At 71.4% G+C, this 23,535-nt stretch carries 24 protein-coding genes; 13 read left to right on the top strand and 11 right to left on the bottom strand.

The genetic code is table 11. The features are described 5' to 3' along the window. Positions 1 to 6 precede the first annotated feature (6 nt). Positions 7 to 2,418, top strand: coding sequence for an MMPL family transporter (locus tag ACZ63F_RS15540; RefSeq protein ID WP_469712036.1), 2,412 nt, complete (start codon positions 7 to 9; stop codon positions 2,416 to 2,418). Here the strand turns inward: ACZ63F_RS15540 and ACZ63F_RS15535 are convergent. The 4 genes from ACZ63F_RS15535 to ACZ63F_RS15520 form a co-directional block, all read right to left on the bottom strand. Continuing rightward, positions 2,411 to 3,160 (bottom strand): TetR/AcrR family transcriptional regulator, encoded by a 750-nt coding sequence (locus ACZ63F_RS15535; protein WP_469711460.1) that lies wholly within the window; start codon positions 3,158 to 3,160, stop codon positions 2,411 to 2,413. The genes ACZ63F_RS15540 and ACZ63F_RS15535 overlap by 8 nt on opposite strands. 9 nt (positions 3,161 to 3,169) lie before the next feature. Further along, positions 3,170 to 3,664, bottom strand: a complete 495-nt coding sequence (locus ACZ63F_RS15530; RefSeq protein ID WP_469711457.1) for a thiol-disulfide oxidoreductase DCC family protein — start codon at positions 3,662 to 3,664, stop codon at positions 3,170 to 3,172. Beyond that, positions 3,661 to 4,068: a hypothetical protein gene (locus ACZ63F_RS15525; RefSeq protein WP_469711454.1), complete on the bottom strand. Its 408-nt coding sequence runs from the start codon at positions 4,066 to 4,068 to the stop codon at positions 3,661 to 3,663. Before ACZ63F_RS15525 ends, ACZ63F_RS15530 begins: the two co-directional genes overlap by 4 nt. A gap of 94 nt (positions 4,069 to 4,162) precedes the next feature. Then, positions 4,163 to 4,573, bottom strand: coding sequence for a VOC family protein (locus ACZ63F_RS15520; protein WP_469711452.1), 411 nt, complete (start codon positions 4,571 to 4,573; stop codon positions 4,163 to 4,165). A gap of 131 nt (positions 4,574 to 4,704) precedes the next feature. On the opposite strand from ACZ63F_RS15520, the gene ACZ63F_RS15515 reads away from it, so the two are divergent. After that, complete coding sequence (locus ACZ63F_RS15515) at positions 4,705 to 5,337, top strand: Uma2 family endonuclease (RefSeq protein ID WP_469711450.1); 633 nt, start codon at positions 4,705 to 4,707, stop codon at positions 5,335 to 5,337. Between the two features lie 75 nt (positions 5,338 to 5,412). Here ACZ63F_RS15515 and ACZ63F_RS15510 read toward each other — a convergent pair whose 3' ends face one another. The 5 genes from ACZ63F_RS15510 to ACZ63F_RS15490 all read right to left on the bottom strand — a co-directional run bounded on the left by ACZ63F_RS15510 (position 5,413) and on the right by ACZ63F_RS15490 (position 9,573). Beyond that, positions 5,413 to 6,192, bottom strand: a complete 780-nt coding sequence (locus tag ACZ63F_RS15510) for a succinate dehydrogenase iron-sulfur subunit (RefSeq protein ID WP_469711449.1) — start codon at positions 6,190 to 6,192, stop codon at positions 5,413 to 5,415. Then, positions 6,192 to 7,946 (bottom strand): succinate dehydrogenase flavoprotein subunit, encoded by a 1,755-nt coding sequence (sdhA, locus tag ACZ63F_RS15505; protein WP_352354820.1) that lies wholly within the window; start codon positions 7,944 to 7,946, stop codon positions 6,192 to 6,194. The genes ACZ63F_RS15510 and sdhA overlap by 1 nt, the downstream gene beginning before the upstream one ends. A 19-nt stretch (positions 7,947 to 7,965) precedes the next feature. Continuing rightward, positions 7,966 to 8,445 (bottom strand): succinate dehydrogenase hydrophobic membrane anchor subunit, encoded by a 480-nt coding sequence (locus ACZ63F_RS15500; protein ID WP_352354818.1) that lies wholly within the window; start codon positions 8,443 to 8,445, stop codon positions 7,966 to 7,968. Positions 8,446 to 8,450: 5 nt separating this feature from the next. Beyond that, positions 8,451 to 8,831 carry a succinate dehydrogenase, cytochrome b556 subunit gene (gene sdhC, locus ACZ63F_RS15495; protein WP_071659649.1) on the bottom strand — a complete coding sequence of 127 codons (381 nt, stop codon included), beginning with the start codon at positions 8,829 to 8,831 and terminating at the stop codon, positions 8,451 to 8,453. Positions 8,832 to 9,024: 193 nt separating this feature from the next. Beyond that, positions 9,025 to 9,573 carry a 2-oxo-4-hydroxy-4-carboxy-5-ureidoimidazoline decarboxylase gene (locus ACZ63F_RS15490; RefSeq protein ID WP_469711445.1) on the bottom strand — a complete coding sequence of 183 codons (549 nt, stop codon included), beginning with the start codon at positions 9,571 to 9,573 and terminating at the stop codon, positions 9,025 to 9,027. A gap of 155 nt (positions 9,574 to 9,728) precedes the next feature. Between ACZ63F_RS15490 and ACZ63F_RS15485 the strand changes: the two genes are divergently transcribed. The 5 genes from ACZ63F_RS15485 (at position 9,729) to ACZ63F_RS15465 (ending at position 15,192) form a co-directional block, all read left to right on the top strand. After that, complete coding sequence (locus tag ACZ63F_RS15485) at positions 9,729 to 11,393, top strand: beta-N-acetylhexosaminidase (RefSeq protein WP_469711444.1); 1,665 nt, start codon at positions 9,729 to 9,731, stop codon at positions 11,391 to 11,393. 103 nt (positions 11,394 to 11,496) lie between these two features. Next, the gene (locus tag ACZ63F_RS15480) at positions 11,497 to 12,261 is read left to right on the top strand and encodes a DUF4328 domain-containing protein (protein ID WP_469711441.1); all 765 of its coding nucleotides are present in this window, start codon (positions 11,497 to 11,499) and stop codon (positions 12,259 to 12,261) included. A gap of 285 nt (positions 12,262 to 12,546) precedes the next feature. Further along, positions 12,547 to 13,116, top strand: coding sequence for a hypothetical protein (locus ACZ63F_RS15475; RefSeq protein WP_469711439.1), 570 nt, complete (start codon positions 12,547 to 12,549; stop codon positions 13,114 to 13,116). A gap of 110 nt (positions 13,117 to 13,226) precedes the next feature. Next, on the top strand, positions 13,227 to 13,625 hold the full coding sequence (locus ACZ63F_RS15470; protein ID WP_469711437.1) for a hypothetical protein: 399 nt from the start codon (positions 13,227 to 13,229) through the stop codon (positions 13,623 to 13,625). A gap of 94 nt (positions 13,626 to 13,719) precedes the next feature. Then, positions 13,720 to 15,192: a DHA2 family efflux MFS transporter permease subunit gene (locus ACZ63F_RS15465; protein ID WP_469711434.1), complete on the top strand. Its 1,473-nt coding sequence runs from the start codon at positions 13,720 to 13,722 to the stop codon at positions 15,190 to 15,192. 189 nt (positions 15,193 to 15,381) lie between these two features. Here ACZ63F_RS15465 and ACZ63F_RS15460 read toward each other — a convergent pair whose 3' ends face one another. Further along, positions 15,382 to 16,305 carry a ScbA/BarX family gamma-butyrolactone biosynthesis protein gene (locus ACZ63F_RS15460; RefSeq protein WP_469711432.1) on the bottom strand — a complete coding sequence of 308 codons (924 nt, stop codon included), beginning with the start codon at positions 16,303 to 16,305 and terminating at the stop codon, positions 15,382 to 15,384. 123 nt (positions 16,306 to 16,428) lie between these two features. Here ACZ63F_RS15460 and ACZ63F_RS15455 point away from each other — a divergent pair, with 123 nt between their 5' ends. The 4 genes from ACZ63F_RS15455 (at position 16,429) to ACZ63F_RS15440 (ending at position 19,813) form a co-directional block, all read left to right on the top strand. Further along, on the top strand, positions 16,429 to 17,052 hold the full coding sequence (locus tag ACZ63F_RS15455; RefSeq protein WP_469711429.1) for a ScbR family autoregulator-binding transcription factor: 624 nt from the start codon (positions 16,429 to 16,431) through the stop codon (positions 17,050 to 17,052). Next, on the top strand, positions 17,049 to 17,942 hold the full coding sequence (locus ACZ63F_RS15450) for an NAD(P)H-binding protein (protein ID WP_469711427.1): 894 nt from the start codon (positions 17,049 to 17,051) through the stop codon (positions 17,940 to 17,942). Before ACZ63F_RS15455 ends, ACZ63F_RS15450 begins: the two co-directional genes overlap by 4 nt. Positions 17,943 to 18,000: 58 nt before the next feature. Then, the gene (locus ACZ63F_RS15445) at positions 18,001 to 18,768 is read left to right on the top strand and encodes an SDR family NAD(P)-dependent oxidoreductase (RefSeq protein WP_469711426.1); all 768 of its coding nucleotides are present in this window, start codon (positions 18,001 to 18,003) and stop codon (positions 18,766 to 18,768) included. A 424-nt stretch (positions 18,769 to 19,192) separates the two neighbouring features. Further along, the gene (locus tag ACZ63F_RS15440) at positions 19,193 to 19,813 is read left to right on the top strand and encodes a TetR family transcriptional regulator (protein WP_469711424.1); all 621 of its coding nucleotides are present in this window, start codon (positions 19,193 to 19,195) and stop codon (positions 19,811 to 19,813) included. 35 nt (positions 19,814 to 19,848) lie between these two features. Here the strand turns inward: ACZ63F_RS15440 and ACZ63F_RS15435 are convergent, their stop codons facing one another. Then, positions 19,849 to 20,979: an IS701 family transposase gene (locus tag ACZ63F_RS15435; RefSeq protein WP_469711421.1), complete on the bottom strand. Its 1,131-nt coding sequence runs from the start codon at positions 20,977 to 20,979 to the stop codon at positions 19,849 to 19,851. A 344-nt stretch (positions 20,980 to 21,323) separates the two neighbouring features. On the opposite strand from ACZ63F_RS15435, the gene galU reads away from it, so the two are divergent. Together galU and ACZ63F_RS15425 are read left to right on the top strand one after the other, a co-directional pair. Beyond that, complete coding sequence (gene galU, locus ACZ63F_RS15430) at positions 21,324 to 22,220, top strand: UTP--glucose-1-phosphate uridylyltransferase GalU (RefSeq protein WP_469711418.1); 897 nt, start codon at positions 21,324 to 21,326, stop codon at positions 22,218 to 22,220. 117 nt (positions 22,221 to 22,337) lie between these two features. Beyond that, positions 22,338 to 23,384, top strand: coding sequence for a ParB/RepB/Spo0J family partition protein (locus ACZ63F_RS15425; RefSeq protein WP_469711416.1), 1,047 nt, complete (start codon positions 22,338 to 22,340; stop codon positions 23,382 to 23,384). The last annotated feature ends 151 nt before the right edge of the window (positions 23,385 to 23,535 follow it).

The raw sequence follows: 23,535 nt of genomic DNA, 5'->3' as shown, positions 1-23,535 counted from the left end.
ACGGCATTGGCACGGTGGTGCTATCGGCACCGGCTGGTGGTCCTGTTGCTGTGGGTGGGGGCACTCGTCGGCGTGGGCTTCTCGGCCTCGGCGGCGGGCACGAACTACGCGAACGTGTTCTCCCTCCCCGACACGGACTCCAAGACCGCGTACGACCTGATGCAGAAGGCCTTCCCGAACACCTCCGGTGACACGGACACCGTGGTGTGGAAGGTCGACGGCGGCTCGGTGACGGACCAGGCGGTCGAGGGCCGCGTCCAGCCGGCCCTCGACAAGATCGCGAAGCTGCCCGGCGTGGGCGCGGTCACCAGCCCCTACGCGGGCGCCCGCGGGTCGGCGCAGATCAGCAAGGACGGCACGATCGCCTACGCCCAGCTGACCTTCACCAAGCGGGCGAACGAAATCCCCAAGGACCAGGTGCAGAAGGTCCTGGACACCGCGCAGGCCGCCGAACGGTCCGGCCTGCAGGTCGAGTTGGGCGGACAGGCCATCCAGCGCGTCCAGGAGCCGCCGCAGGGCCTGTCCGAGATGGTCGGCATCGTCGCGGCGGCCGTCGTTCTCTTCCTCGCCTTCGGCTCGTTCTTCGCGATGACCCTGCCCATCGCGGTCGCCGTCTTCGGCGTCGGCATGGGCCTGTTCTCCACCCAGCTGCTGAGCCACACCACCGACATCCCCGACATCGCGCCGTTGCTGGCCTCGCTGATCGGCCTCGGCGTCGGCATCGACTACGCCCTGTTCATCGTCACCCGGCACCGGCGCGGCATCCTGCGCGGCATGGACCCCGAGGAGTCGGCGGTCACCGCCCTCAACACCTCGGGCCGGGCGGTGCTGTTCGCGGGCGGCACGGTCTGCATCGCGCTGGCCGGCATGCTGGTCACCCGGCTGCACTTCCTGGACGGCGTGGTCATCGGCACGTCCCTCACGGTCGTGCTCAGCGTCCTCGCGGCCACCACCCTGCTGCCCGCCCTGCTCGGCGTCCTCGGCCCGCGCGTCCTCAGCCGCCGCCAGCGCCGCCGGCTCGCCGCCGAGGGCCCGGAGCCGGAGAGGGCGAGCGGACTCGCGGCCCGCTGGTCGGCGAACGTCGAGAAGCGCCCGCGCCGCATCGCCGCGCTCGCCGTGGTCGTCATGGCGGTCCTGGCCATCCCGGTGCTCTCGCTCCGCCTCGGCGCCACCGACCAGGGCAACGACGACGCGTCCACGACCACCAGGAAGGCCTACGACCTGCTCGCCGAGGGCTTCGGCCCGGGCTTCAACGGCCCCCTCCAGGTGGTCAGCGTCGGCGGCGACACCGCGACGCTGGTCCAGGGCCTGCGGTCGACCCCGGGAGTCGCCCAGGTGGCCGAACTGCCCCCGTCGCAGGGCGTCACGGTCATCCAGGTGGTCCCGACCACCTCCCCGCAGTCCAAGGAGACCGACGACCTCATCGACACCCTCCGCGACCAGGTGATCCCTAAGGCGGGCGCGCAGGCGCACGTGGGCGGCGTGACGGCGGTGTCGAAGGACTTCGCCTCCGTCACCGGCGACCGGTTGCCCCTCTTCATCGCGACGATCATCACGCTGGGCTTCCTGCTGCTCCTGGTCGCCTTCCGCTCCCTGGTCGTCCCGCTGACGGCCGCCGTGATGAACCTGATCGCGGCGGCGGCCTCCTTCGGCGTCCTGGTGGCGGTCTTCCAGTGGGGCTGGGGCCTGGACCTGCTGGGCCTCGGCAAGGAGGGTCCGATCAACGCGTTCCTCCCGGTCATCATGCTCTCCCTGCTCTTCGGCCTCTCCATGGACTACCAGGTGTTCCTGGTGAGCCGGATGCACGAGGAGTGGGTGCACACCAAGGACAACGCGCGGGCGGTCCGGGTCGGCCTCGCGGAGACCAGCCGTGTCATCAACTCCGCGGCCCTGATCATGGTCTGCGTCTTCCTCGCCTTCGTCCTCAGCGGGGACTCGGGGGCCGCGATGGCGGGCGTGGGCCTGGCGGCCGCGGTCGCCCTGGACGCCTTCATCCTGCGTACGGCCCTGGTCCCGGCGGCGATGCACCTGCTGGGCCGCTCCAACTGGTGGCTGCCGGCCTGGCTCGACAAGCGGCTCCCGCACCTTGCGGTGGAACCCCAGGAGCCCGCGGCGGCTGCGGAGCCGGCCGATCCCACCGGCCCGGGCACGGCGATCCACGGCTTCGTCCGCACACCGGGCGGCGATCCGGTGGAGGCGGCCTCGGTCACCGTGATGTCCAAGGGCGGCCGCCAACTGGACCGCGTGACCTCCCTGGCGGACGGCTCCTACATCGTGTCGGTCCCGGCGCCGGGGGCCTATCTGCTGGCGGTCACGTCGGCGTCGTACGGCTCGAAGGCCCGGCACGTGACGGTGGCGGAGGGGCCGGCGGTGTACGACGTGGAGCTGACCGGGGACGAGGTGGACGCGGTCAACTAGCCGCGCCGCCCCCGCCGCTGCCTCCGGGATCCGGCAGCACCCGCGTCATCCCGGGCAGGAAGTCCGTGAACAGCTCGTGCACCTCGAGCACGAGCGGCCGCAGGACCCGGAACCGCGCGAGGGACACGCCTCGCGCGGTCAGCCGGGCCCCCCGCTCGGCGAGCCGGTAGCTCCGCTCCCGCCCCTCGGTGCGGTCGAAGATCCAGTACAGGACCAGGCCCATCTGGGAGAGCCACATCAACTCGGGGAGCACGTCCCGCAGTTCCGGGGCGACCTTCGTCTTCGCCCCGGCCAGCACCTCGCGGTGCACGCCGATGGCCTCCACGCGCGCGTGCTCGCTCTCCGGGGAGAAGGGGCTGAGCGGGCTGTCGGGGTCGGCGGCGTTCTTGAAGAAGTGGACCGCGAACTCGTGGTACGGCCGGGCGATGTCCAGCCACACCTTGAGCACGCCGGCGAGCCGCTTCTCCAGGTCGGTCTCCTTGTCCAGGACCTCGCGGACCGCCACCCGGTGCTCGGCGGCGAGCTGGTCGTAGAACCCCTGGATCAGGTGTTCCTTGCCGGCGAAGTAGTAGTACGCGTTGCCGACGGAGACCCCGGCCTCCGTGGCGATGGCCCGCATCGTGGTCTTCTCGTAGCCCCGCTCCCGGAACAGCCGCATCGCCGTCTCCAGGATCAGCGCGCGGGTCTGCTCGGACTTGCTCTGGGCAGCGGCCTCGACGGGACCGTCGTTCTTCGCGGACACGGACAGAGCCTAACCAGTGGCGCAGGCGTCGCCGGCACAGCCCGCGGGGTCGTAGATCCACCCGAGACCCGGGTCGTACGTCCACCCGTCCGCGCGTCGGTAGACCTTCCCGCCCCACTGCGCGCCCCGCCACCTGGCGGCGGCGAGCACCGCGCCCCGCGCCAGCCGGGCCCCGGCCGGCGTGCTGAGCCGGTGGGCGAGCGGCCGCTGCTCCCGCAGTGCCCAGAGCACGACGATCCAGGCGGCGGTGTCCCGGTAGACCTGCCCCGCGTCGCCGACGACCGTGACCTCGTCGAAGGTGGCCGAGTGGTCGAGGTCAGGGAAGCGGGTGCGGGCCTCGGCCGAACCCGCCGGGACCAGCTCCAGCGGCACCAGCTGCGGCTGCCGCACGAGCCAGTCGCGCAGGTGGGTGCAGAGGGTGCACTCGGCGTCGTAGAGGACGGTGAGCCCGCGGACCGGGACGCGCACGGCGCCCCGGTCGTCGGTGCCGGTCACGGCGGTCACGCCCCCGCCGCCGGTGCGGTCCAGCCCTGCGGCGGGACCGGCGGGAGCTGCTCCTTCTCCATGACCCCGCGACGCCTGATCCGGTTGAGCACGTACACGTTGCCGAGGTGCATCACGCCGAGCACCAGCAGCACCACGCCGAGCTTGGACGACAGTGCCTCGAAGACGCCCCGGGTGTCGTCGATCGTGTCGCTGGTGTGCAGGTAGAGCGCGACGAAGCCGAGGTTCACGAGGTAGAAGCCGACGACCAGGAGGTGGTTGACGGCGTCGGCGAGCTGCTCGTTGCCGTGCAGGACGTCGGCGAGGAAGATCCGCCCGTTGCGGCTGAGCGTGCGGGCCACCCAGATGGTCAGACCGATGCTGACGAGCAGGTAGATGACGTAGGCGATGACCGTGCGGTCCATGCCCCACCCCTTCTTGAACGCGTTCAAAACGCTGACAGGGATGACTGTAGACCTAGTTTTGAACACGTTCAACTCGGTTGCGGGGTGACCCGCTTCACCCTCGCCGCGCCAGCTCCGGCCGCTTGCTGTAGTCCGTGAAGCCGACGATGTTCCCCCAGGGGTCGGCGACCTCGACGGTCCAGCCGGTGGCCACGGAGAACGGCTCGTCGAGCACGGCGACCCCGGCCTCCTTGAGGCGCCTGGCCGCGCCGCGCGCGTCCGGCACCTCCAGCCACACGCGCGGCGACGCCCACACCGCCGGCCGGTATCCGAGGCCCTCCTCGGCCCGCAGCAGGATCCCGGGCGTCTCGCCCCCGACCTTCAGCAGGGCGATCCCGCCCTCGTCGAACCGGAACCCCACCGTGAACCCGGCCCGCTCGTAGAAGGCGACGGCGGCCGCGAGATTCCCGACGGGCATCACCACGTTGTCGAACCCGAGCAGTTCGTACGACTCGTCATCTGACATGTCGTCAGGTTAGATGCGGCGATCGCGGGGCTGTGGGAGCCGAACGGGGAGCGGTGCAGTGATCACTCGTTGAGGTGAGGCGTCCCCGGGTCCCCCTGGGTAGGCTGATGGGACAGGCGAGACTCCGTCCCATGGGAGCACTGATGAGCGCCGCAGCCGAGAACAGGTCGGAGCGCGACGAGGAGCCGGCGTACCGCTGGCCGATCCCGCCTCCCGGGGGCTGGACCGCGGACGACCTCGACCGGATTCCGGGCCTCCCGCCCCACACGGAGTTGATCGACGGGAGTCTTGTCTTGATGAGTCCGCAGACCCGGTTCCACACGCGCACCATGCGCCTGCTGGACAACGCCCTCTTGGCGCAGGCGCCGGACCATCTCGACGTCGACCGGGAAATGACCGTCAGACTGGATGAAAAGAACCGGCTCGAGCCCGACATCGTCGTGTTCTCCAAGGATGCCTGCACGGGTCCCAACCAGACCTGGTACAAGCCCGAGGATGTCGTCCTCGCCGTCGAAGTGGTTTCCGCGGACTCCAGGGAGCGCGACCGCGACGTGAAGCCCCGCAAGTACGCGGCGGCCGGAGTGCGCCACTACTGGCGGGTCGAGCAGGACGACGAAGGTCTCCCGGTCGCGTACGTCTACGAACTCGACCCCGCCACGAGGGTCTATATCCTCACCGGCATCTTCCACGACCGCCTCAAGCTCACCGTCCCCTTCGACATCGAGATCGATTTGACGGCGATCAACCAGCGCCCCGGGACCTGAGCGCCGAGCAGTACGACAAGGGCCCCGCCCCGGTGCGGAACCGGAAGCGGGGCCCAGGCCGTCCTGGCGGAAGGATCAGAAGCGGCGCGTGATCAGCGCTCGCTTCACCTCCTGGATCGCCTTGGTGACCTCGATGCCGCGCGGGCAGGCGTCCGTGCAGTTGAAGGTCGTGCGGCAGCGCCAGACGCCGTCGCGGTCGTTGAGGATCTCCAGGCGCTGCTCGGCCGCCTCGTCACGGCTGTCGAAGATGAAGCGGTGCGCGTTGACGATGGCCGCCGGGCCGAAGTACTGGCCGTCGTTCCAGAAGACCGGGCACGAGGACGTGCACGCGGCGCAGAGGATGCACTTCGTGGTGTCGTCGAAGCGCTCGCGGTCCTCGGCGGACTGCAGACGCTCGCGCGTGGGCTCGTTCGTGTCCTTCGTGATGAGGAAGGGCATGACGTCCCGGTACGCCTGGAAGAACGGCTCCATGTCGACGACCAGGTCCTTGAGGACCGTCAGGCCCTTGATGGGCTCGACCGTGATCGGCTTCTCGGGGTTGATGTCCTTGATGAGGGTCTTGCAGGCAAGACGGTTCTTGCCGTTGATCCGCATCGCGTCCGAACCGCAGATGCCGTGCGCGCAGGAACGGCGGAAGGTCAGCGTGCCGTCGAGGTCCCACTTGATCTTGTGGAGGCCGTCGAGGACGCGCTCCTTCGGGTCGATCTCCAGCTGGAAGTCTTCCCAGACCGCGTCCGCGGAGACCTCCGGGTTGAAGCGGCGGACCCGGAAGGTGACCGTGATGTAGGGGGAGTCGGCGAAACCGGGCTCGGGCCGGCCGGCCTCGTCCGCCTTGTCCAGAACGGGGGTTGCCATCAGTACTTACGCTCCATCGGCTGGTAGCGGGTCTGGACGACCGGCTTGTAATCGAGACGGATGGACTCGGCGCCGTCGTCGCCCACCTCGCGGTACGCCATGGTGTGGCGCATGAAGTTGACGTCGTCGCGGTTGGGGTAGTCCTCGCGGTAGTGACCGCCGCGGGACTCCTTGCGGGCCAGCGCGGAGACCGCCATGACCTCGGCGAGGTCGAGCAGGTTGCCGAGCTCGATGGCCTCGAGCAGGTCCGTGTTGAACCGCTTGCCCTTGTCCTGGATCGAGACGTTCTTGTAGCGCTCGCGCAGCTCCGCGATCTTCTCGACCGCCGTCTTGATCGTCTGCTCGGTGCGGAACACCATGACGTTGGCGTCCATGGTGTCCTGCAGCTCCCTGCGGAGCGTGGCGACCCGCTCGTTGCCCGTCGAGGAGCGCAGCCGCTCGATCTGGGAGACGACGAACCCGGCCGGGTCCTCCGGGAGCTCCACGTACTCGTGGCCGTGCGCGTACTCGGCGGCCGCGATGCCCGCCCGGCGGCCGAACACGTTGATGTCCAGGAGCGAGTTGGTGCCGAGGCGGTTGGCGCCGTGCACGGAGACACAGGCGACCTCGCCGGCGGCGTACAGGCCCGGGACGACGGTGGTGTTGTCCGAGAGGACCTCACCCTCGACGTTGGTCGGGATGCCGCCCATGGCGTAGTGCGCGGTGGGCTGGATCGGGATCGGGTCCGTGTACGGCTCGATGCCCAGGTAGGTGCGCGCGAACTCGGTGATGTCCGGGAGCTTCGCGTCCAGCTGCTCCGGCGGCAGGTGGGTGAGGTCGAGGTAGACGTGGTCGCCCTCGGGACCGCAGCCGCGGCCCTCGCGGATCTCCGTGTAGATGGAGCGGGAGACGACGTCACGGGACGCGAGGTCCTTCATGACCGGCGCGTACTTCTCCATGAAGCGCTCGCCGTCCTTGTTGCGGAGGATGCCGCCCTCACCGCGGGCGCCCTCCGTCAGCAGGATGCCCATGCGCCAGATGCCGGTCGGGTGGAACTGGAAGAACTCCATGTCCTCCAGCGGCAGGCCGCGGCGGTAGACGGCCGCCTGGCCGTCACCGGTGAGCGTGTGCGCGTTGGACGTCACCCGGAAGAACTTGCCGGTGCCGCCGGAGGCGTAGATGACCGCCTTGGCCTGGAAGATGTGGATCTCACCGGTGGCCAGCTCGTACGCCACCACGCCGGACGACTTCCTGACGCCGTCGACCTCGGTGATCAGCTGGTCCAGGACGTAGAACTCGTTGAAGAACTCCACGCCCTCCTTCACGCAGTTCTGGTACAGCGTCTGCAGGATCATGTGGCCGGTGCGGTCGGCCGCGTAGCAGGACCGGCGGACCGGCGCCTCGCCGTGGTTGCGGCTGTGACCGCCGAAGCGGCGCTGGTCGATCGTCCCGTTGGGCGTCCGGTTGAACGGCAGGCCCATCTTCTCCAGGTCGAGGACGGCGTCGATGGCCTCCTTCGCCAGGATCTCGGCGGCGTCCTGGTCGACCAGGTAGTCACCGCCCTTGACCGTGTCGAAGGTGTGCCACTCCCAGTTGTCCTCCTCCACGTTGGCGAGCGCGGCGGCCATGCCGCCCTGCGCGGCGCCCGTGTGGGAGCGGGTGGGGTAGAGCTTGGTCAGGACCGCGGTGCGGCTGCGCTTCGTGGACTCGATGGCCGCGCGCATGCCCGCGCCGCCGGCGCCGACGATGACGGTGTCGTACTTGTGGATCTTCATGATTCTCGCAGCCCCGTGCCTAGCGGATGTTCGGGTCGAAGGTGAAGATCACCAGCGAGCCCAGCAGGATGGTGAACACCGTGGCCGTGTAGAGCAGGCCCTTGAGCCACAGCCGGGTGTTCGCGCGCTCCGCGTAGTCGTTGATGATCGTGCGCAGGCCGTTGGCGCCGTGCAGCATCGCGAGCCACAGCATCAGCAGGTCCCAGACCTGCCAGAAGGGGCTCGCCCAGCGGCCGGCCACGAAGGCGAAGCCGATCTTCGACACGCCGCCGTCGAGCACCAGCTGGATCAGCAGGTGGCCGAGGACCAGGACGACCAGCACGACGCCGGACAGGCGCATGAACAGCCAGGCGGCCATCTCGAAGTTGCCGCGGGTGGAGCGCGGGGTCTTCTTGGTGCGCTTGCGCGGGGCCTCGATGAGGGGGGCCGGGTTGTCCACGTTGAAGAGGGGCGCGCCCTCGACGGGGCCGACGCCGGCGGGGGTTTCAGTGGTCGACATCTGCGTCAGCTCCCGAACAGGACACGAGCGGCGTGGCCGAGAACGGGGTACACGGCCCCGGCCATCAGGACGACCCAGACACCGACGACCGTCCAGAGCATCTGCTTCTGGTAGCGCGGGCCCTTCGACCAGAAGTCGACGGCGATCACGCGCAGGCCGTTGAGGGCGTGGAAGAGGATGGCGGCCACCAGGCCGTACTCCAGCAGTGCGACGATCGGCGTCTTGTACGTGGCTACGACCTTGTCGTAGTCCTCGGGGGAGACGCGGACGAGAGCGGTGTCCAGCACGTGAACGAACAGGAAGAAGAAAATGAGGACGCCGGTGACTCGGTGAGCCACCCAGGACCACATTCCTTCCCGGCCGCGGTACAGCGTTCCAGCCGGCACGGAAGTCCCTCCGGGAGCGGGGTATCGGGGCCGCGCCGGCTTGTGGGTGTCGGTCGGGCCCGGCCGGGTACGGTCCACCGGCCCCCAGCATCGTAGCGAGGCGCTGCGGCTGGGTTTACGCCGGGCCTACCGGTGTGATCAAAGTGGCACGCGTATGGGTTAGCCGGGCGGCATCCCGGGGTGGGGGGTTCGGTTATTTGCCGGGTGCGGGTGCGTTTGGGCTGGTCGCGCAGTTCCCCGCGCCCCTCAGCAGGGACTGGAGCCGTTCCCCGGCAAGGCGCCGGAGTTCTTCGGACGCGATGATCCGTTCCTCCTCCGGATCGTTTGTCAAACGTGACCGGATGCCTTCCAGGACGCGGTCCAGGGATTCGGCGGGTGGCGTGTCGCCGAGGTGGATGACGAAGACGTGGCCGAACTTGGCCTCGTAGGCCGCATGGGCCGCCGTCAGGGCCGTGTGGGCGGCCGAGTACGTGTCCTCGGGCAGCTCCGGGAGGCACTCGCCCGCCAGTGCCTCCGACAGGTCGCCGGGGGACAGGTCGTACGCCGCTTCGTCGGCAGCCGCCAGGAGGGACTCCACGTCGGGGTAGGGGCGGTGGTCGGAGACGCGGCGGGACCAGCGCAGGCTGTGCAGGCAGTGCAGGAGCAGCGCGCCGGCCTCGTCGCCGGAGGCGGCGTTGAAGGCGTCCAGCGGGGTGGGGAGATGGGGCAGGTGATGGGCGGGCAGCGTGGGTCCTCGCGTCACATGTGGTGTGGCAGGGGATGCTGTGAGAGATGTGTCGTCGACGTTATCGAGGACGTCCACGGTGTGTCCGTTGGTTGCCTGAATTTCACCCGAACGGGAGAGTTTCAGATTGCGTCGATGACGGCTGTGCGGCGGGTGCGTCGTAAGTTGTAGCCGTGAGCCAGCACAGGCGCAGGCCGTCGACACGGCAGGACGCGCGGAGGCGGGCGGTGGTCGCCGCCGCTGCCGTCGCGGGGACCGTCGCGCTCGGCACGGGCATCGGCGTATGGGCCTCCTCGGGCGGCGGCGGGAGCACCGCCGGAGCGTCCCGGCAGCCCTCGGGGAGCGACCGGTCGGCCTCGGCCGGGGCGCGCTCCGGGGCGGCCACCCCCGCACCCACCCGCAGCTACCCCCTCTCCCAGGCCCCCCGCACCATCCCCGCCGTCCGCTCCCACACCGCCGAGCGCGGCCCCGGCTGGCGCCCGCGGCAGGGCGGCCGGGTCGTCGTGAGCGACGCGTCGCTGGCCGACGAGGGGCGGCTGACCGCGGGCGAGCTGGGGCTGTCGTACGCGGGGCAGAAGGGCGCGCAGGACGACGTCCGGCCCGGCGACCTGCGGCTCGACCTCGGCGGCAGCGGGGACCCGGAGTCGTACACCATGACCGTGCGGGGCGGGTCGGTGCGGATCAGCGGGCCCGGGGACGCAGGCGTCTTCTACGGCACCCGGACCCTCAAGCAGGAGGTGCACGGCGGCGGTACGGCCCCGGAGGGGGTGGTGCGGGACCAGCCGGCCAAGCCGCAGCGCGGGTTCATGCTGGACATCGCGCGCAAGCCGTTCACCGTCGGCTGGATAGAGGACCGGATACGAGAACTCGGCGATCTGAAGTTCAACGAGCTCGGGCTGCACTTCTCCGACGACCAGGGCTTCCGGATCGAGTCCGACACCCACCCGGAGGTCGTCTCCCGGGACCACCTAAGCAAGGCCCAGGTGAAGGAGATCGTCGCGCTCGCCGCCGCCCGGCACATCCAGGTCGTACCGGAGATCGACTCGCCCGGACACCTCGGCGCCGTCCTCGCCGCCCACCCCGAGCTGCAGCTGCGCAACGCGCAGGGCGTGGCCACCAGGGGCGCCATCGACATCTCCGAGGACGCCTCGGCGAAGATCGTCGACGACCTGCTCGACGAGTACGCCGACCTGTTCCCCGGCTCCTCCTGGAACCTCGGCGGCGACGAGTACCAGGCGCTGACCGTCGCGGACCCCGAGGCCTCCTACCCGCAGCTGGCGGCCGCGGCCCGGGAGGCGTACGGCGCCTCGGGCACCGTCGCCGACCTCACCACCGGCTGGCTGAACGACCGCGCCGACACCGTCCGCGCCCACGAACGCACCCTGCGGGCGTGGAACGACGGCTTCCTGCGGGGTACCTCCGTGCAGCCCGCCGACGACCTCCAGGTCGCCTACTGGACCGGCAAGGAGAACGGCGCCCGGCAGCCCGTGGAGTACCTGAGGGCGGGCCGCAAGGTCCTCAACTACAACGACGAGTACCTGTACTACGTCCTCGGGCAGCCCAACACCTTCGTCTACCCGACCGGCCGGCGCATCTACGAGCAGTGGATCCCGCGCATGCTGCGCGGCACCTCGGCCGTGGCCGCGCGCTACGAACCCCAGGTCCTCGGCGGCTCCTTCGCGGTCTGGTGCGACCTGGCCGACTCCCAGACCCAGGACCAGGTGGCGGCCGGCATCAGGATGCCGCTGCGGGCCACCATCGAGAAGCTGTGGGACCCGGAGATCACCCCGGCGATGTCCTGGACAGACTTCAAGGCCCTCGCGAACAGGCTGGGCTGATACGGAATCGCGGTGGACGTACGGCGGTGACGGGCCGTATGTTCCGCATTCCGCGCGGGCCAGGGGAGGGTTCCGTGCCCGACCGCGTCCCGGGGGAACCGTCTTGATCTGCGCCCGCTGCCACCACTTCGCCGCCGCGCCCGGCGCCACCCTGTGCCACCGCTGCCTCGGCGACTCACCCGAACCGGTCCCGGCCTTCGGCAGCACGCCGGGGCTGTGGCTGCGCTCGCCAATGGGTCTCGGCTGGGCCGCGGCCGTCCTGCTCGGGGTGGTCATGGCCGCCGACCTGTTCGCCGTCTGGGCCGACTTCCTGAGGTACGACGTCATGGACGACCTCATGGACGGCGCGACCGGTGCCGGGGTGTTCCTGCGGGCCGACCGCGCCGACGCGCTGGTCCGCCTCGCCGCCCGCGCCCATGCCGTCTCGATGGTCGCCTGCGTGATCGTGTACCTGTGCTGGTTTTGGCGGGTGCGCGCCAACGCCCAGGTGTTCGACCCGCTCCGGCAGAGCATGTCGCTGGGCTGGGCGATCGGCGGCTGGTTCGTGCCGGTCGCGAGCCTCTGGTTCCCGCGCCGGATCACCCTCGACATCTGGGACGCCAGCAGCCCGTGGGGGACGACCCGTTCGCACAAGCTGGTCAACGCCTGGTGGACCCTGTGGCTGGTCGCGCTGTTCGCCGGCCGCATGGCGAGCGCCGACTCCGGCGACGACCTGGGTGTGGCCTGGGACCACGCCGTCTCCGTGGAGATGCTCGTCGCGCACGCTCTCGACCTCGCCGCCGCCGTCCTCGCCGTCCTTCTCGTGGCGCGACTGACCCGGATGCAGCACGAGAAGGCCATGGCGGGCACCCTTCCGGTCGCAGTCTGAAGCCCTGCTGCGGTCTGAAGCCCTGCTGCGGTCTGACGCCCTGCCGCGGTCTGACGCCCGGTCGCGGTCTGACGCACCGCTGCGCTCCTGTCGACGGCCGTGCCGTCGCCCGGCCCACCGATCCCGGCCCGGACGCAACTGTTGGCTGAAAAGCCTTTCTTCGGACCTCTTCGGATCCCGGGTGTCCGGCACGTGTGACACTGCCGTACCGTCGCACGCAGTTAGGGGAAGTACGAGCTCCGTGCATGTCGGACCTTGGTATGTACCGTTTCTGGGAGGCGTGGGATGAGCCTGGTGGAGTTGATCGCTCAGGCCGATGAACGCGGACTGGCTGCCAGCGGGTTGGCCTGTTTGGATCGGTGCGTGCCACTGCTCGGCGGGGACGACCTGGTGCTGCGGCCGCTGTGGGCGAGCCTCGCCGACGGCTCCGACTGGAGCGCGGGTCTCGAGAAGGCGCGCGGCTCGCTCGGCTCCGGCGTGGAGACCGGCGGCGGGGCGGGCGGTCAGGCCGACGAGGCCGAGACGCTCGCCCGGCGGATGCTCGACGCCGCGCCCGTGTCGCAGGAGGCAGCCGGCGTCCGCCTGTGGGCCGACGCCTGTTCCGTCGCCTCGCTGCAGATCCACCGGCTTCTCGACCCCGCCGAGGACGCGGCGCCCTCCGTCGACACCCGCCGCGAGGGCGGCACCGAGGGCATGTCCCCGCTGGTCGCCGCCGAACTGCGGCGCCAGGTCACGGTGCTGGAACTGCTCGCCGGGCACGGCGCGGCCGGACTGCGCCGCGCGCTGGACGTTTCCACCGAGGGCCGCCGGGTGCTGCGCGCGGTGGTGTCGCGGCGAGCCCGTGGGCGCGGGTGAACCATTGGTGAGGACGGTGCGCGGGTCCTGCGCCGGTTGCGGGAACAGCGTCCGATCCGGATGACGAAACCGCCGCCGACCTGGATCTTCCCTATGTGACAGTCCACTACGTGACACCCCCCGACGGGACCGCACGGCAGCAGACCAGGCCGCACGCCGCCGCCAGACCGGCGCGGTGGGCGGCGGACGCGGTCGCCGTGCTGCGCGAAGGCGCCCGGGTCCGGCTCGACTACTCGGCGCAGAGCCTGTGGCGGGTCGACCGGATGATCGAGGAGATACGCCGGGAGGGCGTGCCCTACGACGCCGTGCGGGAGACACTGCGCGGTCTCGGGGCCTACGCCGGTGAGGTGATCGTCCGTCACACCGGCGCCGAGTGGTGGGCGTCGGGCGGCGAGCACTGGATCCGCACCCCCGACGGCCGGCTCTGGGACCCCGTCGACGAGGCCCGGCGCTGCTACGGCGGCCACGGCTCGCTCCGGCTGCTGTGCCGGGACGCCCTGGGTCAGTAGGCAGCGGGGTTCACCGGGACGCGGGCTCGGCAAAAACACCGTAACAAGAGACGCGGGCGTTCCCAACTGGCCGGGGGCGGAGCACGATTGGCCCATGGCCGACAACCGACGCTGGTGGGCTCTGGTCGTCATCGCACTGGCCCAGCTGATGGTCGTGCTCGACATGACCATCGTCAACATCGCGCTCCCCTCCGCCCAGGTCGCGCTGCACATGTCCGACGGCAACCGGCAGTGGGTGATCACCGCCTACACCCTCGCCTTCGGCGGACTGCTGCTGCTCGGCGGCCGGATCGCCGACCTGGCCGGACGCAGGGTGGCGTTCATGACCGGCCTGGTCGGCTTCGCGGCCGCCTCCGCGCTCGGCGGGGCCGCGGTGAACCAGGGGATGCTGTTCGGGGCGCGGGCCCTGCAGGGCGTGTTCGCCGCGCTGCTGGCGCCGGCCGCGCTGTCGCTGCTCGCGACGACGTTCACCGACCCGAAGGAACGCGGGAAGGCGTTCGGCATCTTCGGCGCCATCATCGGCGCGGGTGCCGCGGTCGGGCTGCTCGCCGGCGGCTTTCTCACCCAGTACCTGGACTGGCGCTGGTGCCTGTACGTCAACGTGCCGATCGCGCTGGTCGCGTTCGCCGGCGCCTGGGCCCTGCTGCCCGGCGGCGGCCGGCATCCCGACGCCCGCCTCGACGTCCCCGGTGCCCTGCTCGGCTCGGCCGGCATGCTCTCCCTGGTCTACGGCTTCTCCGAGGCGGAGTCCCGCGGCTGGAGCGACGGCCTGGTCCTGACGCTGCTGATCGGCGGGGTCGCGCTGCTCGGCCTCTTCGGCTACTGGCAGACCCGCGCCCCGGTCCCGCTGCTGCCGATGACCGTCGTACGGGACCGGCAGCGCATCGGCGCGTTCCTCACCGTGCTGCTGGTGACCGTCGGCATGTTCGGCGTCTTCCTCTTCCTGACGTACTACATGCAACGCGTCCTCGGGTACTCGCCCGTGAAGACCGGCGTCGCCTATCTCCCCATCACCGTCGGCATGGTCACCGGCTCCACCCAGGTCGCCGCCCGGCTGCTGCACCGGGTCCCGCCGCGCGTGCTGATGGTGCCCGGGCTGCTGCTCGCGGCCGGGGCGCTGGCGCTGATAGCCCAGGTCGGGGTCGAACCGGCGTACGCCTCGCACATCCTGCCCGGCATGCTGATGCTCGGCCTCGGCATGGGTACGGCGATGATGACCTCCGTCTCCCTGGCCACCGGCAACGTGGCCTCGCGTGACTCGGGGGCGGCCTCGGCCACCTTCAACACCGCCCAGCAGGTGGGCGGTTCGATCGGCACGGCCCTCCTCAACACCATCGCCGCGAGCGTCACCACCCGGTACGCGACCGCGCACGCCGCGAGCGTCCCGGACAGGGCGCTGCTGGCCGCGAAGGCCGCCGTGCACGGCTTCAACGTGGCCACCTGGTGGGCCATGGCCGCGCTGCTCCTCGGCGCCCTGATCGCCGGGGTGGTCGTGAACGCGGACCGGGCCCCCACTCCGCAGGCCCCGCAGGAGCGGGCCCCCGAACCGGTGGACTCGGCCACCTGATCCGACCGGGGGCCCGCCGGCCCTTACCCGACCTTCGTCTCGTCGCTCACCCCGGCACTCGCTTCACCCCGTCCCACCGCACCGGTGGACAGGCCCGTCACCCGGCGGCGGTACGGCGGCCGAGCCGCTGCGGTGCCCCTCCCCGCGCGAGGAGAGCGCGGGGAGGCCGCGGGTGGGGACGGCCGTCGGTCAGGTGAGGGCGGGGATCCGTTCGGGCGTGGGCAGCGGGGCCGGTCGGGTGGTGGTCACCTCGGCGCCCAGGCAGACCTCCTCTCCCTGTTCGATGGTGATCCGCAGTCCGTCGCCGCCCAGCGGTGCCACGCACACCCAGGCCGGCTGGTCCAGTTCCACCCAGCGGTCGAAGGTGACGGACATCCCGGTGACCATGCCGGTGGCGGTCGGCCGGTGGGCGTGCGCGGCCTGTCGGACCGCTTCCAGCAGGAGCATGCCGGGGGCGTGGTCGACCGGGTGGTCGAACAGCACCGGGTGGTCCAGGTCGGCGCGCAACTGCCAGCGGTCCGTGCGGGCGCTGTCGGCCAGTACCACGTTGTACGGCAGGCAGTGGCCCACCGCGGCGGGCCGCAGCGCCGCGGGCAGTGGCAGCGCGGTGGCGCGTACGGCCGCGGGGTCGTTGCGGTTCCCGCGCAGCCGGCGGTAGAGGGCCGGGGCGCGGTTGGCGAACCGCGCGGTGGCCGTGCCCATGCGCTCCCCGTCCAGGTGGGCGGTGGTGTGCATGACCATCGAGACGAAGGCGCCGTTCCTGCTGCGTACGTCCTCGCACACGACGTCGAGCACCACGTCGGCGGGGGACGCGGGGACTGCCATGGCGGACGGTTCGACGTGGTAGCTGAAGTCGTCCCAGATCAGGTGGTTGCCGAACGGGACGCCGTAGGCGGTGTGGGACAGCAGTGGCAGGGTCTGGCGGACCGACTCGACGAACAGCATGGGGTCGAACCGCTGGTCGCGGGGCCAGTAGAAGCTGTGGAACCGGGGCCACTGGGCCCGGACGGTGTGCCGGTTGTCGGTGTGTGTGGTCCAACCGGTGAGCAGCACTTCGGCGTGCGCCCGCTTGTGGACGAGTTCTCTCGGGACCGCGGTGCTGAGCTGGGACATGTCAAAGCCGCTGGTGTGCGTGTGCAACATTGCTGACTCTCCCCCTGTATGACTGGCCGCTGACTGCGGTGACCGCGCTAACATAAAATACGTTCTCTATTTTTGTCGAGGAATGGATTGCCCATGAAGACGGCCAACGCAGAGCGCGCCGCGAGAACCCGCCAGCGCCTCCTCCTCGCGGCAGCGGAGGTCTTCGACGAGGCGGGGTACGAGGGCGCGGCGGTCACCCGGATCGTGGAGCGCGCCGGACTCACCCTCGGCGCGCTCTACTTCCACTTCGGCTCCAAGCAGGGCGTGGCCGAGGCGTTGATGAACGCCCAGGCCACGACCATCGAGCCGCATCTGGAGTCGACCGGCCTGCAGCGGCTGGTCGACATCACGCTGGTGTGGGCGCAGCGGATGCAGCACGACCCGATCCTGCGCGCCGGTGTCCGGCTCGCCGTCGAGCAGGGCAGCCACGGCATGAACGACGCGACCTCGTTCGAGGACTGGCGCAAGCTGATGCGCGATCTGCTGGAGACGGCGCAGGCCGACGGAGAGCTGGAAGAGGGGGCCGAACCCGACCGGGTGGCCCGTTTCGTGGTGGCCGCCTGTACCGGGATGCAGGTCTACTCCCAGCTCGCCACCGGCCGTGCGGACCTGATGGAGCGCGTCTGCGACATGTGGAGGCTGCTGCTGCCCAGCCTCTCCTCGGACGCCGTGCGCGCCAACATCAGCGTCGACCCGCAGCGGGTGCCGGCCACGTGACCGCCACCGCGCACAGAACCCGACACCTGGTGCTGACCGGGGCCAGCGGTACGGTCGCCTCCCTGGTGGCCCGGCGGCTGGCACCCTCCGGACACCGCCTCACCCTCACCGGCCGCACGGTCCCGGAGGACCGGCCCCGGGACGCCACGGCCGGTCCCGGGGCGGCGGTACGGTACCTGGTCTGCGACCACGAGGACCCCGCGAGTCTGCGGGAGGCGTTCCGGGGCGCGGACGCGGTGCTCGTCGTCACCAACGACCCCACCCGTCCGCAGCAGGACCGGAACATCCTGCGGGCCGCCCTGGACGCGTCGGTCGGCCACCTCGTCAAACTCTCCGCCGCCGCCGTCCACGACCCCGGCGCCGACGACCTGGTCACCTCATGGCAGCGGGAGAACGAACGGCGCATCAGGGCCTGCGGCATCCCCTGGACCATGATCCAGCCCCGGTCCTTCATGACGCACGCCCTGGCCTGGGTGCAGGACATCCGTGCCCGGTCCGCCACCGCGGCGCTGCATCCGGACAGCCGCAACGCCTGTGTGGCGCCGGAGGACATCGCCGAGGTGATCGCGCTCGCGCTCACCGACGACGTCCATCACGGCCGGTCGTACCAGCTCACCGGCCCCCAGGCCCTGTCGGCCCAGGACCAGACCCGGATCCTGGCCGAGCTGCTGGGCCGGCCCCTCACCTGCCGGGCGCTGACCCGCAGCGAGGCCCGTGCCGGCTTCCTCCGCCGGTACCCCCCGGCGATGGCGGAGGCGCTGCTGCTCTCGGCCGACCGGCAGGCCGCCGGTGCGAAGAGCGCGACCGGCGACACCGTGGAGCGACTGACCGGCCGGCCGCCGACCAGCTTCACCCGCTGGGCCACCGCCCATCTGCACCGCTTCGTCTGATCCTCCGGCAGCGCCGCTCAGCCGGAGGCCACCCATGTCCCACGTTCCGAGGAGAGTCATGTCCGAACGAGGTCTGCTGCACGGCAAGTCCGTCGTCATCACCGGGGCCAGCAGCGGGATCGGTGCTGCGGCCGCCCTGCTCTTCGCCCGGGAGGGCGCCCGTCTGGTGCTGGCCGCGCGCCGCAAGGACCGGCTCCGGGAGGTCGTCGAGCGGATCGAGGCGGCCGGGGGTACGGCGATCGCCGCCGTCGCCGACGTCACCAGCGCCGACGAGATGCGCAAGGTCGCGTGGACCGCGCTGGACGCCTACGGCGCTCTGGACGCCGCTTTCAACAACGCGGGCTGGACGTCCACCGGCACCCCGATGCACCTGATGACGGACGACGAGTACGACCGGATCATGGACGTCAACGCCCGCGGGGTGTGGAACGCCCTGCGCGCCCAGATAGCCGTGATGCTGGACCACGGCGGCGGCGCCGTCGTCAACACCTCGAGTGTGGCCGGGGTGCGGGCGACCGGGGCGTCCGCCCCGTACATCGCGGCCAAGCACGCCGTCATCGGGCTCACCAGGGCCGCCGCCGACGAGTACGCGGACCGGGGGATCCGGGTCAACGCCCTGATCGTCGGCAGCACCCGTACCGAGCTGATGGACGAGGTGCTCACCAACACCCCCTCCCTGCTGGGGCCGTTCACCGAGCGGGCCATGCAACGGCGGCTGGCCGGACCGGAGGAGGTCGCGCAGACGGCGGCCTGGCTCTGCTCGGACCGCTCGTCGTTCACCACCGGCGCGGCCGTCCAGGTGGACGGGGGCTGGACCTCCAGGTAGGGGCGCAGGACCGGTCGTACGGGCGGACTTGCCGAGAACGTTCCGGCCTGCTCCCGTTTCCGTTCCCGTCGTCCGCGGGCCGCCCTATGGTCGAATCGCCCGCCGCGCCCGGTGCTCGGGCCGGCGCGGCGACCCCTGGCAGCCGGTGACCTCCGAGGACGCATGTGACCGAGCCGCAGCGACCAGAACCGACGCACCCCGTCGCAGCACCCCGAGGAGCGGGTCCGGCGGCCGGTGACCGGGGCGACCCATCCCCGGCGCCGAGCCGTCCGCCCGCCCCCGGGTCATGGACCTCCGGTACCCCGGCCGGAAGGCGCCCGGACCGTGTGACCCGCACGGCCGGCGCCCGCCCCGGTGAGGGCGCGGACCCCGAAGCCGCCGCTGTCCGCCCCTCAGTTCACGACCGCGATCACCGAGGCCCCACATGACGAAGAAGACAGAGCAAGCCGCCCGCACCCGCAGCAGCCTGGTCCTGGCCGCGGCGGACCACTTCGACCGGCACGGCTACGACGGCACCTCGCTGGCCTCGGTCTGCGGTGCGCTGGGCATCTCGATGGGGGCGCTGACCTTCCACTTCCGCAGCAAGGCCGCGCTGGCGGCGGCGGTGGCGGACGAGGGGGCCGCCGAACTCCAGCACGTCCGCGCCGCGGCCCCGCGCACCGGGCGGCCGTTGGAGGATCTGTCGTCGCTGGTCCAGGCGGTGGCGGTGGTGCTGCGGGAGAGTGTGCGGGCCCGGTCGGCGGCACGGCTGATCGCGGAGGGCCAGGTGCACTCCGCCTGGCCGTCCGACTGGCGCGACGAGGTCGAGGAGCTGATCGGGCTCGCCTGGGACGGCGGGGAGCTCACCGAGGACATCCGGCCGCGGGCGGCCGCCCAGCTCGTCCGGCACCTGGTGGAGGGAGTGGCCGTCGAGGCCCGGGGAACCACGGGCCGGCCCGCCCCGGGCGCGGCGGACTTCACCGAGGTCTGGCAGGCGGCCCTGACCGGCCTGGCGGCGGGGCCCCCGGCCCACCACCGTGGGCCTGCCCTGAGCTCCCCGTCGTGACGCTGCGCGTGCCGGGGCGAGGCCCGGTCGGCCGGTCAGGCGTCCGGGCCGCGCAGCCGGTAGTGCGTGAAGGCCACGGAGACCAGGGTCGTGTGGTGGTGCCAGCCGGGGTAGGAACGGCCCTCGAAGTCCTGGAGGCCGAAGTCACCGCTGAGCGAGTTCACCACCGCGGACGCCAGCAGCGGCTGGCGCATCAGCGGCAGCAGCTGCGCCAGTGGCCGGTCGACCAGGTTCGTCAGCCACACTGCGGTGCCCCGGCCGCCCGCCCGCCGCTGGGCCAGCAGTCGCAGCCGGGGCTGCCGCAAGGTGGCCCCGGGCAGGGCCACCGGCATCGACACGATGTCCACCCCGTGGTGGTGCTCACCGCCGCTCACCAGACCGCCCCGGCTGTCGAGGAGCCCCCGCACCGTCACCGGCGCGGGCGCCGGATGTCCGGCCGCGACCGGCCGCACCGCCGTCGTCTCGGGCACCTCCACGACGAACGGCCTTTCGGCATAGGCCAGTTGGGCGAGAAAGGCGCCCCGGTCCGGCATCCAGGACAGGTCCGCGGTGAGCGGCACTTCCGGACCGCAGGTCCATGACAGGGTTCGGCCCGCGAGTCCGGCCGCCTGGGACCACATCGGGCCGCCGGCGTCCTCGGGAAGCCGTACGCGGGCGCCGAGCCGGGGGTCGGCCGGCCAGTCGTCGGGGATGTAGAGGTTCCAGTCGACGGGGAGCGGACCGGCGGGACCGCAGAGGAAGAGCCCGATGCCGAGCTGACAGGTGGTGGCCCGGCGCAGGAACGGGTCGAAGCGCCGGTGCACCCCGACCGAGTGGCCACCCCGCTTGGGGATGAACGCCGGGGCCAGCGCCCACGCCGTGGCGGTGGTCCGCTGCTCCACCCAGCACAGCAGGTCCTGACGGATCGCCTGCCAGTCCCAGGGGCTGGCGTTGACGAACTGGTGCATGGACTGCGAGGCGGTGGGGGAGTCGCTGACGGAGTCCGCGAGCCTGCGCACCGACTTCTTCCCGGGTGTGCTCAACAGCGCCCTGACGTACAGCTCGGCCCAGCGGCGCTGATCGGCCCGCGGCAGCCGGCCGAAGACCGCGTCGGTGAACGAGCTGAGCCGGCGGGTCCCGTCGAGGCCGGCCGGACCCCCGGGATCCGGCTCGTACAGCACGGTCATCTGACAGTCCCTCCCATACGACGACGTCGACCCGTCCAGCATAAATAGCGTTCTTTATGTTGCTGCGCCGAGAAGGTGATCCGCAACGACTTTGGCAGGTCCGGTGCGGCGAACGGCGTGAAAGTGCCGCGAAACGGCACGCGCGGCGGGGCGCGAGGGCCCCGGGACTCTTCGACGACTCCCTTAAGTCGCGTCCGTTCGGGGCGCCGGGCTCGCGGCGACGCGGCCGGTGGTGCGCACTATGACGGCCGACGGCGAGCCGGTACGCATCCCTCGCCCGGGCGCCGCGCGCCCCTCCCCAGGCCGTGCATCACGGCACTCCCACACGTCTTTGGACATCCCACATGAGCGAGATAACGAAAGCCGTCATCCCGGTCGCGGGACTCGGCACCCGCTTCCTGCCCGCCACCAAGGCCACCCCGAAGGAGATGCTGCCGGTGGTGGACAAGCCGGCCATCCAGTACGTCGTCGAAGAGGCCGTCAGCGTGGGGATGCGCGACATCCTCATGGTGACCGGGCGCAACAAACGCGCCCTGGAGGACCACTTCGACCGCAACTGCGAGCTGGAACTCGCCCTGGAGAAGAAGGGCGACACCGAACGGCTGGCCGCCGTGCACGCCTCGACCGCACTCGCCGACATCCACTACACCCGCCAGCGCGACCCGCGCGGCCTCGGCCACGCCGTGCTGTGCGCCGCCCCGCACGTGGGCGACGAGCCCTTCGCCGTACTCCTCGGCGACGACCTGATCGACCCTCGCGACCCGCTCCTCGCGCAGATGCAGCAGGTGCGCCGCAGGCACGGCGGTTCGGTCGTCGCCCTGATGGCGGTCGACCCCGCGCGCAGCCATCTCTACGGCTGCGCCGCCGTGCAGCGGGAGCACGGCGGCGACATCGTGCGGGTCACCGACCTGGTGGAGAAGCCGGCCCCCGGCACCGCGCCGAGCGATCTGGCGGTCATCGGCCGCTACATCCTCGACCCGGCGGTCTTCCCGGTGCTGCGCCGGACCCCGCCGGGACGCGGCGGCGAGATCCAGCTCACCGACGCCATCCGCACGCTCGCCCTCCAGGGGCATCCGGTGCACGGGGTGGTCTTCTCCGGGCGGCGCTACGACACCGGGGACCGCGCCGACTATCTGCGCGCGGTGGTCCGGATCGCCGCCGACCGCGACGACCTCGGCCCCGGCTTCGTCGAGTGGCTGCACGGGTTCCTGGCCGGCGACCGGGCGGCGCTCACCGCCTGACGTGTCCAAGTGCGTCCGGAGCACCGGTTGAACGTTGAACGCCGTTCCCTCTTAGGCGAGTTGGTGAGGTCGCCACGGTCCGGTTCCGCCACCTGGATGACGACAGGAGATCTCCGTATGGTCCACCACGAGCGAATACAGCGAAGCAGGACGAACGGATCCGAGCACACAGAAGACCAGAGCGAAGAACAGACAGCAGACCGGACACAGAAGGGAGTTCGGCACGGCGGGCACCGGGTCCCGCTCACCGCGCTCAACACCTCCGTCAAGGTCAGACTCGACGGCCCGGACGAACGGCACACCAGGGCCCTCGCCGAATCCGGTGAGTTCCCGCCGATCCTGGTCCATCGCGCGACCATGGCGATACTCGACGGCGTCCACCGCTTCCACGCGGCGCGGTTGCGGGGCGAGACCGACATCGCGGTGCGGTTCTGCGACGAACCGCTGGAGACCGCGTTCGTCCGCTCCGTCCGGGAGAACGTCCGGCACGGCCTTCCGCTGAGCCGGTCCGACCGGACGGCGGCGGCCGGACGCATCCTGGCTGCGCATCCGCACTGGTCGGACCGGTCCGTCGCGAGGGTCGCGGGACTGTCCCCGCGCACCGTCGCCGATCTGCGCAAGGACGCGCGGTCCGGGACGGATCCGACCCATCGGCTGGGCCGTGACGGACGGCTGCGCCCCACCGACGCGGACGAACGGCGGCGGCGCGCGGCCGAGATCCTGCGCAGCCAGCCCGATTCCTCGCTGCGCAGGGTCGGACGCCTCGCCGGGATCTCGGCGACCACGGTGCGGGACGTGAAACGACGGATCGACAGCGGGCAGGACCCCGTTCCGGGCAGCCGGCCGGAACACCCGGAGGTCCCGCCGCCCCGTAACGGCCCGCCGACGATCGACCCGGCGGATTTCCCGGCCCTGGTGAAACGCCTGTGCAACGAGCCCTCGCTACGGCACTCCGCCGACGGCCGGCTGCTGCTGAGGCTGCTCGATCTGCATCTGGCGGCACAACGCAGTTCCGCACGGATCGCCTCGGTGGTCCCCGCTCACCAGATCGCCACGGTCGCCGTCGTGGCCGCCCGCTGCCGGCAGATCTGGCAGGAGATGGCGGCGGGATTCGAGAACACCCGCCTCGGCCTGGACGAGAAGGCCGCGGCGGAGAACCACTGAGAACTACTGAGAACCACTGAGAACCAACGAGAACCAACGAGAAACCGGAGGAATGACATGTCTGTTGTGGATGGTGTGGTGGAGGGGTCGGAGGGGTCGGTGGGGTCTGGTGTGGGGGGTGGGGGTGTTCCGGGTGGGTTGTCGTCGCGGA

Source organism: Streptomyces sp. NPDC104761 (assembly GCF_055583445.1).
The sequence above is the reverse complement of the archived record's forward strand: the minus strand, read 5'-3'. Positions and strand labels throughout refer to the sequence as shown.